The 13,912-nt window shown below is 62.4% G+C and carries 13 protein-coding genes; 6 read left to right on the top strand and 7 right to left on the bottom strand.

Features of this window, described 5'->3' with window-relative positions; all coding sequences use genetic code 11:
* Positions 1–1,329: a M48 family metalloprotease gene (locus tag KPG71_RS07845; RefSeq protein ID WP_216337536.1), complete on the bottom strand. Its 1,329-nt coding sequence runs from the start codon at positions 1,327–1,329 to the stop codon at positions 1–3.
* 61 nt (positions 1,330–1,390) lie between these two features.
* Between KPG71_RS07845 and KPG71_RS07840 the strand changes: the two genes are divergently transcribed.
* The 6 genes from KPG71_RS07840 (at position 1,391) to KPG71_RS07815 (ending at position 9,367) form a co-directional block, all read left to right on the top strand.
* Positions 1,391–2,542 carry a pyridoxal phosphate-dependent aminotransferase gene (locus KPG71_RS07840; RefSeq protein WP_216337535.1) on the top strand — a complete coding sequence of 384 codons (1,152 nt, stop codon included), beginning with the start codon at positions 1,391–1,393 and terminating at the stop codon, positions 2,540–2,542.
* 151 nt (positions 2,543–2,693) lie between these two features.
* Entirely contained in the window at positions 2,694–3,908 is a 1,215-nt protein-coding gene (locus KPG71_RS07835; protein WP_216337617.1) for an N-acetylmuramoyl-L-alanine amidase, read from the top strand.
* Between the two features lie 90 nt (positions 3,909–3,998).
* Positions 3,999–6,521: a PBP1A family penicillin-binding protein gene (locus tag KPG71_RS07830; protein WP_216337534.1), complete on the top strand. Its 2,523-nt coding sequence runs from the start codon at positions 3,999–4,001 to the stop codon at positions 6,519–6,521.
* A gap of 118 nt (positions 6,522–6,639) precedes the next feature.
* Positions 6,640–7,767, top strand: coding sequence for a peptide chain release factor 2 (gene prfB, locus KPG71_RS07825; protein WP_216337533.1), 1,128 nt, complete (start codon positions 6,640–6,642; stop codon positions 7,765–7,767).
* Between the two features lie 110 nt (positions 7,768–7,877).
* The gene (locus KPG71_RS07820; RefSeq protein ID WP_216337616.1) at positions 7,878–8,699 is read left to right on the top strand and encodes a DUF2189 domain-containing protein; all 822 of its coding nucleotides are present in this window, start codon (positions 7,878–7,880) and stop codon (positions 8,697–8,699) included.
* Between the two features lie 47 nt (positions 8,700–8,746).
* On the top strand, positions 8,747–9,367 hold the full coding sequence (locus KPG71_RS07815; protein ID WP_216337532.1) for a class I SAM-dependent methyltransferase: 621 nt from the start codon (positions 8,747–8,749) through the stop codon (positions 9,365–9,367).
* 5 nt (positions 9,368–9,372) lie between these two features.
* On the opposite strand, the gene KPG71_RS07810 is transcribed toward KPG71_RS07815, so the two are convergent.
* From KPG71_RS07810 to chrA, 6 genes are all read right to left on the bottom strand, one after another.
* A complete protein-coding gene (locus KPG71_RS07810; RefSeq protein WP_216337531.1) occupies positions 9,373–9,597 on the bottom strand; it encodes a ribbon-helix-helix domain-containing protein in 225 nt (74 codons plus the stop codon).
* A gap of 82 nt (positions 9,598–9,679) precedes the next feature.
* Complete coding sequence (locus KPG71_RS07805) at positions 9,680–9,859, bottom strand: DUF4169 family protein (RefSeq protein WP_073032005.1); 180 nt, start codon at positions 9,857–9,859, stop codon at positions 9,680–9,682.
* Between the two features lie 95 nt (positions 9,860–9,954).
* Positions 9,955–11,349, bottom strand: a complete 1,395-nt coding sequence (gene fumC / locus KPG71_RS07800) for a class II fumarate hydratase (protein ID WP_216337530.1) — start codon at positions 11,347–11,349, stop codon at positions 9,955–9,957.
* Positions 11,350–11,403: 54 nt separating this feature from the next.
* Positions 11,404–11,961 carry a class I SAM-dependent methyltransferase gene (locus tag KPG71_RS07795; protein WP_216337529.1) on the bottom strand — a complete coding sequence of 186 codons (558 nt, stop codon included), beginning with the start codon at positions 11,959–11,961 and terminating at the stop codon, positions 11,404–11,406.
* A 107-nt stretch (positions 11,962–12,068) separates the two neighbouring features.
* Positions 12,069–12,548 (bottom strand): SspB family protein, encoded by a 480-nt coding sequence (locus KPG71_RS07790; protein ID WP_216337528.1) that lies wholly within the window; start codon positions 12,546–12,548, stop codon positions 12,069–12,071.
* A 59-nt stretch (positions 12,549–12,607) separates the two neighbouring features.
* Positions 12,608–13,855: a chromate efflux transporter gene (chrA, locus tag KPG71_RS07785; protein ID WP_216337527.1), complete on the bottom strand. Its 1,248-nt coding sequence runs from the start codon at positions 13,853–13,855 to the stop codon at positions 12,608–12,610.
* Positions 13,856–13,912: the final 57 nt, after the last annotated feature.

Raw genomic sequence — 13,912 nt, 5'->3', positions numbered from 1 at the left:
TCATCTCCGTTTCTTTTCAGCGGCTTTGGCCGCAGATAACACATCCTGTGCGCGGCGCCAGCCGGTGGAGCCGCGCGGCAACAGATCAGAAGCACGCTGCGCGTGCAGTCCGGCATCTTCCAGCCGCCCGGTCATGGCGTAGCGTTCTGCGGTAACGAGCGAGGCCATGCCCTTGTTGCCCTGCCGGGCATAGGCGGCGGCCAGATCGCGCATCACGCGGGCGTCACGGCCATCCAGCGAGCGGGCTTTTTCGAGATATGTCTGAGCCTTGCCGGTTTGTCCCTGCGCCATGAGCGCACGGCCATAGGAGCCGAGGATCAGCGCGTTGTTCGGCGCCATGTTGACGGCATGGCCATAAGCGGCGGCGGCGGCCCCGAAATTGCGCGATTCCATCAGGATCTGGCCCTTGAGTTCCAGCAGGAACGGATCGTTCGGGCGCTGCGCGATGGCCTGGTCGATGGTTCGGACCGCCTTGGAGGTTTGCGAGAGGCGGTGATAGGCGACCGCCTGGCGCATCAGCTTGACGTCGGCATAGCCGAATTCTCCGGCGCGGTTGAGCGTCCATTTGGGTGCGCGCTGAAAGGCCGACAGTTTGCTCTTGGCGCGCGCGAACCAATAATTCGCTTCCGGATTGTCGCGGGTGTTGCCCGCGTACCCTGCAGCCAGCCGGCGCACCACGCGGAAGCGGTCGGCGGACAGGGGGTGCGTACGTGCGTAAGGGTCCTGGCGGTAGCGGCTGAGCGCCTCTTGCCCGCGGAAGATATCCATGACTTCGACCGCGCCCTGCGGATCGACCCCGGATTGGGCCATGAAGCGCAGGCCTGACTGATCGGCGGCGTTTTCTTCGGCGCGGGTATGGGACATGAACATGCGCATCGCCGAGTTGCTGGCCCCGATGGCAGCAGCGCCTGCGGCTTCGCCCGCGCCCGCCGCAACGGCCGCAGCCGCGGCCAGAGCAGCCCCCAGTCCGGCGGCAGTGCGCGCGGTGCGCAGGTTGACCGTGCGACGCATCAGGTGGCCGTTGGCGATATGGGCCGCCTCGTGTGCGATCACCGCCTGCAGCATCGACGCCGTTTCCATCTTCAGCAACAGGCCGGAATGGATGAAGATATGTTCGCGATCGACCACGAAAGCGTTCAGGCTGCGGTCGTCGATCACGAGGATATCGACGCGTGTCGGGCTGAGACCCGCTGCCTTGAGAAGAGGTGCGGCCAGTTGCTTCAGCGCGTATTCGATATCGGGATCGCGCAGCAGCGACAGCGCGCGTGCCGGGCTGGACAGGGTCAGCCCAATCAGCGCACTGATCACGAGAAGGCGAAGAACTTGCATTGACGGCAGGCCTTTTTCCGGGCGAAACGGGGCGTATCACGGGCAGTCTAGGAAGAAAGCGATGCGGAACTCAACCCGATCCGGGGTCGATCCCTTTATTGTGATGGATGTGATGGAGGCCGCGCGCCGCGCCGAAGAGGCCGGGCGTCATATCATCCACATGGAGGTTGGCCAGCCGGGCACTCCGGCTCCAAAGGGCGCGCGTGCCGCATTGGCACAGGCGATGGACGATCAGCCGATGGGTTATACGGTGGCGCTTGGCCTGCCGGCGCTGCGGGCGCGGATCGCGAAACTGTACGGAGAATGGTACGATCTGGACCTGAACCCCGAGCGCGTGGTGATAACGCCGGGCAGTTCGGGTGGGTTCATCCTTGCGTTTACTGCACTGTTCGATGCCGGGGACCGGGTTGGCATCGGGGCTCCGGGCTATCCCAGTTACCGCCAGATCCTGCGGGCGCTGGACCTTGTGCCAGTCGATATCGAAACGGCAGCGGAAAACCGCCTGCAACCTGTCTCTGGCGATCTGGAGGGGCGCGATTTGCAGGGGCTTCTGGTGGCGAGCCCGGCCAACCCGTCGGGGACCATGCTGGGCCGTGACGATCTGGCGGCGCTGATGGAGGCCACGGCAGCGCAGGGGGCCAGCTTCATCAGCGACGAGATTTATCACGGCATCGAATACGAGGCCAAGGCGGTGAGTGCGCTGGAGATCAGCGATGAGGCCTATGTGATCAACTCGTTTTCCAAATATTTCAGCATGACCGGCTGGCGTGTGGGCTGGATGGTGGTGCCCGAAGATCATGTGCGTGTGGTTGAGAGGCTGGCGCAGAACCTGTTCATCTGCCCGCCACACGCAAGCCAGGTCGCGGCCCTGGCCGCGATGGACTGCCATGAGGAGTTGCAGGCCAACATGGAGGTCTACCGCGCCAATCGTGCGCTGATGCTGGAGGGTTTGCCCGAGGCCGGATTCGACCGGATCGCGCCGCCTGACGGAGCCTTTTATGTCTACGCCGACGTCAGCCATATCACCGATAACAGCCGTGCCTTCGCCGCCGAAATTCTGGAAAAGGCGGGGGTGGCGGTGACGCCGGGGCTGGATTTCGATCCGGTGCGCGGCGGCGGGACGATCCGGTTTTCCTATGCCCGCGCCACGGCGGATATCCAAGAGGGGCTGGACCGGCTGGCGCGTTTCATGAAGGCGCGCGGCGTTATCTGACGGGGCAAGGGGGCTTTGCCCCCTCGGCCTTCGGCCTCACCCCCAGGATATTTTCGGGCAGGAGAAGGGCGGGGCTATGCAAGCGTTGCGCCGGTAGTGTACCCTGTCGAGCAACAGACCGGATGAACGGCGGATGAGCAGTATGATCAGGATGATTTTGGCCGCGATGCTGGCGATGTGGTCCGGGATTGCGGGGGCGCAGGAACGTGATTTCAGCGGCCTGGCACGGTTGGACCCGGCAGCAAGTGTGATCGAGGACAGTGGCAACGGCGTGCGGATCGCGCTGAGCCTGAGTCAGGGTGTCCCTTACCGGGTGTTCACTCTGGCCGATCCGGCGCGTCTGGTGCTGGATTTCCGCGAGGTGGACTGGCAGGGTGTCGAGGCCGCGGCACTGGACCGCAGCGGCAAGGTGTCGGCGGTGCGTGTGGGCGGGTTTCGCCCCGGCTGGTCGCGAATGGTGCTGGACCTGTCCGAGCCCTTGTCGCCTGTTGGTGTGGGATTGACTGTCGATGCCGAAACGGGGCGCGCACAACTGGATATGGATCTGGTGCCCGTGTCGGGCGAGGATTTTGCGGCTGCCGCCGGGGCGCCCGCTTTGCCGGGATGGGATGCTCCGGGCCGGGGCCTGAAGGCAGAGAGGCGACCCCGGCAGAGGGGCGAGGCTCCGCTGGTTGTCGTGCTGGACCCTGGCCACGGAGGGATCGACCCCGGTGCCGAGGTGGCGGGTATTGCCGAGAAAGACATGATGCTGACCTTCGCACGCGAGTTGAAAGAGGTTTTGCTGCGCGCCGATGGATTCGAGGTGGCGCTGACGCGCGAGGATGACAGCTTTGTTTCGCTGGAGCGGCGGGTTGCGCTGGCCCACCGGATGCGGGCGGATGTGTTCATTTCACTGCATGCCGACGCACTGAGCGAGGGCCGGGCGCATGGCGCGACGGTTTACACCCTGTCAGACAGCGCCAGCGACAAGGCCAGTGCCGCGCTGGCCGAGCGGCACAACCGGGCCGATATGCTGGCCGGGGTGGACCTGAGCGGGAAGGACGACGTGGTGGCGGACGTGCTGATGGATCTGGCGCGCCTTGAAACGCAGCCGAGGGCCGAGCGGCTGGCCGGGGCGATCCGTCTGGGGTTGAAGGATTACGGTTTGCCGCTGCATTCGCGCCCGTTGCGGCATGCGGGGTTTTCGGTGCTGAAATCTTCGGACATCCCGTCGGTGCTGCTGGAGCTTGGGTTTTTGTCCAGCCCTCGCGATCTGAAGAACCTGTCCGACCCGGCATGGCGCGCGAAAATGGCAGCGGCGTTGCGCGATGCGCTGGCCGCCTGGCGGATTGCGGATGCGGCGACGGCCGATCTTGTGCGGCAGTGACATGCCGGTGGCGCGTGGCGGGCCAAGATGTGTTTTGACGGGCCTGCCGGGGATGCCTATATGAAGCTGTGAAACCGAGCGGGGGCTGATGTGCTCAGGGCATTTGGAACATTTTTCGGAACGATCTTCAGCCTTCTGACGCTGGGGCTGATGCTGGTCGCGCTGAGTATCGCGGCGGTTTTCCATATCTATGGTCAGGACTTGCCGAGTCACGAGTCGCTGGCCAATTACACGCCTCCGACGATCAGCCGCATCTATTCCGGCGAAGGGCGGATCATCGACGAATTCTCGCGTGAGCGCCGGTTGTTCACACCTGCCGGGGACATTCCCGATCTGGTGAAGCAGGCCTTCATCAGCGCCGAGGACAAGAATTTCTATACTCATGGCGGGTATGACGCGCGCGGTATCGCGGCGGCGATGGTCGAGGCGGTTCGGTCGCGCGGGCAGAATGTGCGCGGGGCGTCCACGATCACCCAGCAGGTGATGAAGAATTTCCTGCTGTCGGGGGATCGGCGGATTGAGCGCAAGATCAAGGAAATCATCCTTGCCACCCGGATCGAGGAAACACTGAGCAAGGACAAGATCCTTGAACTCTATCTGAATGAGATTTTCCTCGGGCAGAACTCCTATGGTGTCACAGCTGCCGCCCAGACCTATTTCAACAAGTCGCTGCGTGAACTTGCGCCGCATGAGGCGGCGATGCTGGCGTCGATGCCCAAGGCACCGTCGGATTACCATCCGGTGCGCGATCATGAGCGGTTGTTGAAACGGCGCGATTTCGTGCTGAAAGAAATGCACGAAAACGGGTATATCGATCAGGCGACCTATGAAACCGAGGTGGCGCAGCCGCTGCGATCGGTCCAGAACGGTGATTTCGAACCGTTCAGCGCCGGATTGCCCCCGCGCGATTACTTCACCGATGAAATCCGCCGCCAGCTGAGCCAGGATTTCGGGGAGGGCGAATTCTTTAGCGGCGGTCTGAGCGTGCGCGCCACGATCGACCCTGAAATGCAGGTCGAGGCGGCGCAGGGGCTACGCCGGCAGTTGGAGATTTATGACCGGGGCCGTGGCCGCTGGCGGGGAACGGGCGTGGTGCTGCCCGAAGAGGCGCTGGAGAGCGAAGAGGCATGGCGCAAGGCCCTGTCCGAAGCTGCGGTGCCGCGTGACGTCGAACTGGATGGAATATGGTATCCTGCGGTGATCCTCGAGATCGAGGATCAGCAGATGCGCCTTGGCATCGAAGGCGTTGCGCCGGACGAAAACGTGCCGCATGTGGTGCCGCGCAACGATATCGCATGGCTGCCGGGCAATTTTCAGGAAACCTTCGAGCGGGGCGAGGTCGTGCTCGTGCGCAAGATGACCGAGGACGACAGCGGGGAGTTCATCCGCTGGACGCTTCGGCAGGTGCCTGAGGTGCAGGGCGGTTTCGTCGCGATGGATGTGAATACGGGCCGCGTTCTGGCGATGCAGGGCGGGTTTTCCTATCAGCATTCGGTGTTCAACCGCGCCACCCAGGCAAAACGTCAGCCGGGGTCGAGCTTCAAACCCTTCGTTTACGCCGCCGCACTGGACAGCGGATACAGCCCCGCGACAATCGTGGTCGATGCCCCGATCGAAATCGACACGCCGCAGGGTATCTGGCGGCCGCGCAATTCGTCCAACAAGTTCTACGGCCCGACGCCGTTGCGCACGGGGATCGAACAATCGCGGAACCTGATGACCATTCGTCTGGCCCAGGAGGTCGGGATGGATGTGGTCGCCCATTACGCGGAGCGGTTCGGTGTCTATGAGGACATGGGGCAGTTTCTGGCCAATTCTCTGGGGTCCGAGGAAACCACGCTCTATAACATGGTGGCGGCCTATGCGATGTTCGCCAATGGTGGGGAGCGGGTCGAACCTACGCTTGTGGACCGGGTGCAGGACCGTTACGGCAAGACCGTCTATTCGCACGATCCGCGCAACTGCGTAGATTGCGATGATCCCGGCATACCGCAAACGCGGGGGCCGCGCATCGTATCGGACCGCGAACAGGTTATGGATGCGATCACCGCTTATCAGCTAACGTCGATGATGAAAGGCGTGGTGGATCGCGGCACGGCCAGCGGTGCGATCAATCTGCCGGTGCCCGTGGCGGGCAAGACCGGCACCACCAACGATGCGCGTGACGTGTGGTTTGTGGGATTCACCAGCAATATCGCTGCCGGGTGTTATATCGGCTATGACCAACCGCGGGGTCTGGGGCGTGGCGCCTATGGATCGTCGATGTGTGGTCCAGTATTTCAGGAGTTCATGTCGGAGGCGATCAAGAAATACGGCGGCGGGCCGTTCAAGGTGCCGCCGGGTGGGCATTTCCTCAAGATCGACCGTTTCACAGGTGCACGTCTGGCCGACGATGCGCAGGGCGATTTCGTGGTGGCCGAGTATTTCCGCGACGGGGAAGAGCCGGTCTTTGGCTTCAACGTGACGGGTGGTTTTGCGATGGGCACCGATCTGGAGTTGTTCCAGCGCGGCGAGACCGAACAGGTCAGAGAGGTGACCACCTCGACCGGACGCAAGGCCAAGGTCGGGGGCAAGGCCAGCTTTGGCAGCCTGAGTTCGGGCGGTTTGTACTAGGGCCTGCTCCTCGGACAACGGGCTGACCCGGATACCGTTTCGCGCCCGGTGCACGGCATCTTGCCCGGCATCGCGCGCTGCGGTATCACCCGCATCTGAGCAGACCAAGGACATGCAGATGCGCGCCGAAATCCAGACCGTTGTTTCCGAAATCGAGAATTCGCTGGAGCTGTTGCGCCAGCGGATGGGCTGGGAAACCGCCAGGCACCGGCTCGAGGAATTCAATGCGCGGGTCGAGGACCCCAACCTGTGGGACGATCCGGCCAAGGCGCAAAAACTCATGCGCGACCGGCAGAGCCTTGTCGACGCCATCGAAACCCACGATTCGATTCAGCAGGACATGACCGACAATGTCGAGTTGATCGAACTGGGCGAGATGGAAGACGATCAGGATGTTGTCACCGATGCCGAGGAAACGCTCAAGGCGCTGGCCAAGAAAGCCGCTGCCAAGGAGCTGGAGGCGCTGCTGAACGGCGAAGCGGATGCCAACGATACCTTCCTTGAAATCAACGCGGGGGCGGGTGGCACCGAAAGCTGTGACTGGGCGTCGATGCTGGCGCGCATGTATGTGCGTTGGGCCGAACAGCATGGCTATACGGTCGAGTTGCAATCCGAAACCTCGGGGGACGAGGCCGGGATCAAATCCGCCGCCTACAAGATCAGCGGGCACAACGCCTATGGCTGGCTGAAATCCGAAAGCGGCGTGCATCGCCTGGTGCGCATTTCCCCCTTCGATTCGGCGGCCAAGCGGCACACGTCGTTCTGTTCGGTCTGGGTTTATCCCGTGGTCGACGACAATATCGAAATCGAGGTGAACCCCAGCGATATTCGTATCGATACCTACCGCAGTTCCGGTGCGGGGGGGCAGCACGTCAACAAGACGGATTCGGCGGTGCGGATCACCCACCATCCCACGGGGATCGTCGTGACCAGTTCCGAAAAATCCCAGCACCAGAACCGTGATATCGCCATGAAGGCGTTGAAATCGCGGCTGTACCAACTGGAACTGGACAAGCGCAACGAGGCCATCAACGAAGCGCACGAGGCCAAGGGCGATGCGGGCTGGGGCAACCAGATCCGGTCCTACGTGCTGCAGCCCTATCAGATGGTCAAGGATTTGCGCACCGGCGTCGAAACCAGCGACACCAAGGGCGTACTGGACGGCGATCTGGATCAGTTCATGGCGGCTACGCTGGCGATGAATGTCAGCGGCAAATCCCGTGCCGAGGCACAGGGCGAGGACTGAGCCCCGGCCTTTCGCGCCTGCCTTGCCGGATCGGAAGCGGAATTCTGTCTTTGCGCATGGCCGTTGCTTGGTTAGTCTTCCCTCAACAGGGAGGAAACCGAGCGATGGTGATGGAGGAGAGCAAGCCGCTTGGCGTGCCCGAATTGGGCATGGTGACGTTCGATATGCTGAAAGAGGCACTGCGCCGCGGGTGGACCGACATAAAACGCGCCCCCGGATATGCCCTAATCTTCGGTGGGGTCTATGTGGTGATCGGCTGGATCATGGTCTGGATCACATGGATCACCGGGCAAAGTTACTGGCTGATCTTCGCTGCGGTCGGATTTCCGTTGTTCGGGCCTTTTGCGGCCGTGGGTTTGTATGAGGTCAGTCACCGGCTGGAACAAGGGTTGCCGCTGGAACCCGGCGCGGTCTTCGGCGTCATCGCACATCAGCGGCGGCGGCAACTGCCGTCGATCAGCGCGGTGATCATCATCATGTTCCTGTTCTGGTTCTTTCTGGCGCACATGATTTTCGCATTGTTCTTGGGTTTTTCGACGATGACCAATATTTCAAGCTCGTTCGACGTCTACCTGACACAGGAGGGGCTGACGATGCTTGCCGTGGGCACGACGGTGGGGGCGGGGTTTGCGCTGTTGCTCTATATGATCACGGTGGTGGCGTTGCCGCTGCTTCTGGATCGCGAAGTGGATTTCGTGACCGCGATGATCACCAGTTTTCAGACGGTTCTGGCCAATCCGGTTCCGATGCTCGCCTGGGGCGTGTTCATTGCCGTGGTCACTTTTGTCGCGCTGATACCGGGGTTTCTGGGGCTGTTTATAGTCTTGCCATTGTTGGGCCACGCGACATGGCATCTGTATCGGCTCATCTGTGAGGCCGGTCAGGAGGATGCGTTGATGGGGCAGGCTCCGGCAGATCGTAAACCGGCCTGATCCGGCACGGAGATGGCGTTGGCATCCCGAAACAAGGAGACATTGCCATGACAGGCAGGACGTTCTGGGACGGCGTCGCGCGCCGCTACGCCGCGCGCCCTGTGCGGGATGAAGCCGCCTATGAAACGACACTGGCGCTGACGCGCAGCTATCTGGGCGAAGACGACAAGGTATTGGAACTGGGCTGCGGAACGGGCACCACGGCGCTCAAGCTCGCGCCGGCGGTTGCGCATCTGACCGCCGCCGATATTTCATCCGAGATGGTGGCCATCGCACGTGAAAAGCTGGCCGATCATCCCGGTGCGAATGTCGAATTCCGGCAGGCCGATGCGTTTTGCGATGCATTCGCGCCGGGGACATTCGATGCGGTTCTGGCGTTTAACCTGTTGCACCTGCTGGACGATATGGAGGCCACGATCAGGCGCGTGCGCGCGTTGTTGCAGCCCGGTGGGGTGTTCATTTCGAAAACGGTTTGTCTCGGGCGCAATGCCTGGCATTTCCGGGCGTTGATCGCGGGGCTGCAGATGATCGGCAAGGCGCCCCCAGTGAAATTTCTCGACATCACGGATCTGGAAAAGGCGATCCGTGCGCAAGGGTTCGAGATACTGGAAACGGGGAACTATCCGGCCAAACCGCCCAGCCGGTTCATCGTCGCGCGCAAGGTCTGAGGGCTTCAATTCACCCGATCGCGATAGTGGCGCAGCACGAACAGCCGGATCGCCGAGGCGAGGCCGATATCCACGCCTCGCTCGGCGTCGATTTCGGCGGCCAGGGCATTGAGCGGCTGGCCGCGCTGCTGCGCAATGTCGCGGAAGGCCTGCCAGAACTCGTCTTCGAGCGACACGCTGGTGCGATGCCCACGCAGGGTGAGCGAGTGTTTGACCGGCCGTCCTGTCATGACGTGGCGGGGGCACGGCCCCTGTCGCCGCGCGCGGCGAGTCCCACGGAGTATCTTGGCACAGACGAAGGCACCGGGTGTTTCATTCGTCGTCGCGCTTGTGCGCCTCGTGGTCTTGCCGGGATTTTTCGGCGCGCGCGGTGTCGAGCGCCTTGTCGGCCTTGCTGCGCCCATGCTGTACGGCGTTTTCATCGGCCTTTGCGCGTTTTTCGGCCCGCGCCTTTTGTTTGCGGAACTGGTTCAGGTTGATGACATTGTTCATGGAGTTAACCATATACCGGTTTCGCCGTTCGTCCAGCAGATGAAAAAGGGCGGCCCACTGGACCGCCCTGATGAGTGCCGTTCAAATCCGCCCCCTCAGCCCTTGGGGCCGATCATCTGTTCGGGGCGCACAACGCGATCAAAGGTGTCCTCGTCCACGAACCCGAGCGCGATCGCCTCTTCCTTGAGCGTGGTGCCGTTCTTGTGCGCGGTCTTGGCGACTTTGGTGGCATTGTCATAGCCGATTTCAGGCGCCAGTGCCGTGACCAGCATCAGGGATTCGCGCATCAGTTTCTCGATCCGGTCCTCGTTGGCCTGAATGCCGTTCAGCATACGCTCGGTAAAGCTGTCGGCGGCATCGCCCAGAAGCTGGATGGATTGCAGCAGGTTGTAGGACATCATCGGGTTGTAGACGTTCAACTCGAAATGGCCCTGGCTGCCGGCGAACTTGATCGCGGCGTCATTGCCCATGACGTGGGCGGCAACCTGTGTCAGCGCCTCGGCCTGCGTCGGATTGACCTTGCCCGGCATGATGGACGATCCCGGTTCGTTTTCCGGCAGGATCAACTCGCCCAGGCCCGAACGGGGGCCGGAGCCCAGGAAACGGATGTCATTGGCGATCTTGTAGCAGGACCCGGCCACCGTCGCGACTGCGCCGGACATGAACACCATGGCGTCATGGGCTGCGAGCGATTCGAACTTGTTGGGCGCGGTCACGAAGGGCAGGCCGGTGATTTCGGCCATGTTGGCGGCCACCTGTTCGCCCCATCCCTTTTTGGTGTTCAGCCCGGTGCCCACGGCGGTGCCGCCCTGTGCCAGTTCGTAGATGCCGGGCAGGGCGGCCTTGATGCGCTCGATGCCCTGACGGACCTGCTGTGCATAGCCGGAAAATTCCTGTCCCAGCGTCAGCGGCGTGGCATCCTGCGTGTGGGTACGCCCGATCTTGATGATGTCCTTGAATTCCTCGGCCTTGGCTTCGAGCCCCTTGAGCAGCTTTTCAAGGCCGGGCAGCAGAACGTCACGCACGCTCATCGCGGTGGCGATATGCATGGCGGTCGGGAAGGTATCGTTCGAGGATTGACCCATGTTGCAGTGATCGTTGGGGTGAACCGGATCCTTGCTGCCGATCTGACCGCCGAGGATTTCGATGGCGCGGTTGGCGATCACCTCGTTCGAGTTCATGTTTGACTGCGTGCCCGACCCGGTCTGCCAGACGACCAGCGGAAAGTTGTCGTCGAACTTGCCTTCGATCACCTCGCCCGCAGCCTGAACGATGGCGTCGGCCAGTTTCGGGTCGAGGTCCCCATTGGCCTTGTTGGCCTGTGCGCAGGCCTTCTTGATGACGCCAAGGGCGCGCACGATGGCGACGGGCTGCTTTTCCCAGCCGATGGGAAAGTTCATCAACGAGCGCTGTGTCTGTGCGCCCCAGTATTTGTCGGCGGGAACCTCGAGGGGGCCGAAACTGTCGGTCTCTGTGCGGGTGGCGGTCATGATCTGTACTCCATCGCGAAAGGTTGTTTTCTCTTATCGGATAGAGCGGAAAGATCAATGATGTATACGATGGAACACAAATACGCGGGCGGGTGGCAGATTGACCCAGACCGTGGCGCGTTTTGTGGCGCGCAAACCCAGTTCGCGCTGCATTGGCGAGGCAATCGGCGCATTGGGGCTGTAGGTGATCTGGCTGAAGAACCCCTCGGGGGCCATGACGTTAAATGCGCGCCCGACCACTTCGCGCTGAATGGTGGGGCGGGCCAGCACGGGAACACCGGAAATCACCGCGGAAATCCCTTCAAGTCCGATCTGGTCGATCTCTTGCGCGGGACGGTTGAGAACCCGCACGCCCGGAAATTGTCGTTCGAGGCTGTCGCAGAACCGGGCGTTGGTTTCCATCAGGGTCAGTTGCTCGGGGGCGACGCCGCGGGCGAGGATCGCACGGGTAAAACTGCCGGTTCCGGGGCCGATCTCGACCACCGGGCCGGTGATGCCGTCAAGGCCGTCCGTCATGCGTCGGGCAACGGCGGCGGAGGAGGGCGCTATCGCGACGACCTCGGTAGGGTGGCGCAGGACCTCGCCCAGGAACAATCCTAAACCACTTGCCATGTTCTCCCTCCGCGCTCGCTGTCGTGTCGGGAAAGGCATAGCCGTTGCCGCGCGACGGACAAGTCGTGCGACGAAATCTTCAAGAAAACTTCACGCAGATGGAAGCGCTATTTGCGGAAACTGTCGAGGCTGACGACCTCGGCATCGTGATGCTCCTCACCGTCCGCGCCGGTGTCGTCCGCGCCATCGGTGGAGGGCTCGTGATCGGGGTCGGGGTCGTGCGGCGCATCTTCGTCCGGAGATTCGAAGCGCAGGCCGAATTCCACGGACGGATCGACAAAGGTCTGGATCGCGTCATAGGGAATATAAAGCGGCTCGGGCGCGTCCCCGAAATTCAGCGTGACGGAAAACCCTTCGTCGGTGACCTCCAGATTGTCGAACCAGTGCTGCATCACAACCGTCATCTCGGAGGGGTAGCGTTCGCGCAGCCAATCGGCCAGTTGCGCGTCCGGATGGGTGGTATCGAAAGTGATGAAGAAATGATGCGCGCCGGGCAGACCGTGATCGCGAACATCGCACAGCACCTGACGGATCAGACCGCGCATGGCGTGGTGCATCAGTTTTCCGTAATCAATCGAAGCAGACATGGGTTGTGCTGTCCTCCTGAGCCGCAGCATAGGGGATTCAATCCAAAACGAAAGAGGCGTCAAGTGACAAGATGCACGACTCCGGCCGCGGCGGCCATCAGGGCGAGGCCAACAGTCATTGGCAAACGCAACCATAGCAGCAAAACACCGGCCAGCACGGTCAATGCGGCGCTGAGGGGCTGGAAGCTGTCGAGTTGCGGTGTGGGTCCGAAGTCCCCGCGTGTGACGGTGCCGAACAGAACATGGAGCGCGAACCAGATCGACAGGTTCAGGATGACGCCGGTGACCGCTGCCGAAATCCCGGCCAGCGCGCCTTTGAGGCGGGGGCGGGCCAGCAAGGCGTCGACATAGGGGGCGCCGGTGAAAATCCATAGAAAACAAGGTGTAAAGGTGACCCAGAGCGTCATGGCGCCCGCCATAAGGGCGAGTGCGGTGCCACCCTGTTGAAACCCGGCGAGCAGACCGACGAACTCGGTCACGAGGATCAGGGGGCCGGGGGTGGTTTCGGCAAGGCCCAGTGCGTCGATCATCTGTGCGGTGCTGAGCCAGCCGTGGGTCTCGACCACGGCCTGGGTCATATAGGCTAGGACGGCATAGGCTCCGCCGAAGGTCACGATGGCGAGTTTCGAGAAAAACAGTGCAATATCAGTGAGAAAGCGTGCATTCATGAGCCACGCGATCAGGACCGGTGCAGCCCAGAGAGAGGACCAGATGGCGATGGTGCGCAGGGTTCGGGGCGGGGTCCGATGGGTGGGGAGAGGGGCCGAAGGAGCGCCTGCAGGCGGTGCCAGCAGCAGGCCGGTGAGGGCGGCGGCGGCGATGATCAGGGGGAAGGGGAGCGACAGGAAGAACATGGCGGCAAAGGCCAGGAGGGCGAGCGCCCAATCGGCACGGCGGGTCAGGGCGCGGCGGGCGAGGGACAGCAATGCCTGCAGGACGATGACGATCACCGCCGCCTTGATGCCGGTAAAAAACGCTTGAATAACAGGGACTTGCCCGTAATGGGCATAGCCCAACGCCAACCCGAGGATCACCACTGCGCCGGGCAGGACAAACAGAAGGCCCGCGATCAGGCCGCCGGGAACACCACGAAGGCGCCAGCCGGCGTAGGTGGCGAGTTGCATGGCCTCGGGGCCGGGAAGCAGCATGCAGAACGACAGCGCGCCCAGAAAATGCTTTTCTTCCAGCCACTTGTGGCGTTCTACCAGTTCCGTATGCATCAGGGCGATCTGCGCGGCGGGGCCGCCGAAGGACAGCAGGCCGATGCGGGCGAAAACGCGGAAAAGGTTAACAAGATCGGGGCGCATATAGCGGTGATACAGTGCGCGCCATGTATTTCAAGCGTTTTCACCACGCATGGCGCG

It is taken from the genome of Roseovarius sp. PS-C2, assembly GCF_018862045.1.
Lineage (GTDB): Bacteria > Pseudomonadota > Alphaproteobacteria > Rhodobacterales > Rhodobacteraceae > Roseovarius.
This window is presented reverse-complemented; position numbering and strand designations above follow the sequence as displayed.

Excerpts from the sequence above, each read along its gene's own strand:
- KPG71_RS07840 (WP_216337535.1), top strand. The coding sequence starts at position 1,391 with ATGCGGAACTCAACCCGATCCGGGGTCGATCCCTTTATTGTGATGGAT.
- KPG71_RS07835 (WP_216337617.1), top strand. The coding sequence starts at position 2,694 with ATGATTTTGGCCGCGATGCTGGCGATGTGGTCCGGGATTGCGGGGGCG.
- KPG71_RS07805 (WP_073032005.1), bottom strand. The coding sequence starts at position 9,859 with ATGAACAATGTCATCAACCTGAACCAGTTCCGCAAACAAAAGGCGCGG.
- KPG71_RS07790 (WP_216337528.1), bottom strand. The coding sequence starts at position 12,548 with ATGTCTGCTTCGATTGATTACGGAAAACTGATGCACCACGCCATGCGC.
- KPG71_RS07795 (WP_216337529.1), bottom strand. The coding sequence starts at position 11,961 with ATGGCAAGTGGTTTAGGATTGTTCCTGGGCGAGGTCCTGCGCCACCCT.
- KPG71_RS07845 (WP_216337536.1), bottom strand. The coding sequence starts at position 1,329 with ATGCAAGTTCTTCGCCTTCTCGTGATCAGTGCGCTGATTGGGCTGACC.
- fumC (WP_216337530.1), bottom strand. The coding sequence starts at position 11,349 with ATGACCGCCACCCGCACAGAGACCGACAGTTTCGGCCCCCTCGAGGTT.
- KPG71_RS07810 (WP_216337531.1), bottom strand. The coding sequence starts at position 9,597 with ATGACAGGACGGCCGGTCAAACACTCGCTCACCCTGCGTGGGCATCGC.
- chrA (WP_216337527.1), bottom strand. The coding sequence starts at position 13,855 with ATGCGCCCCGATCTTGTTAACCTTTTCCGCGTTTTCGCCCGCATCGGC.
- KPG71_RS07820 (WP_216337616.1), top strand. The coding sequence starts at position 7,878 with ATGGAGGAGAGCAAGCCGCTTGGCGTGCCCGAATTGGGCATGGTGACG.
- prfB (WP_216337533.1), top strand. The coding sequence starts at position 6,640 with ATGCGCGCCGAAATCCAGACCGTTGTTTCCGAAATCGAGAATTCGCTG.
- KPG71_RS07815 (WP_216337532.1), top strand. The coding sequence starts at position 8,747 with ATGACAGGCAGGACGTTCTGGGACGGCGTCGCGCGCCGCTACGCCGCG.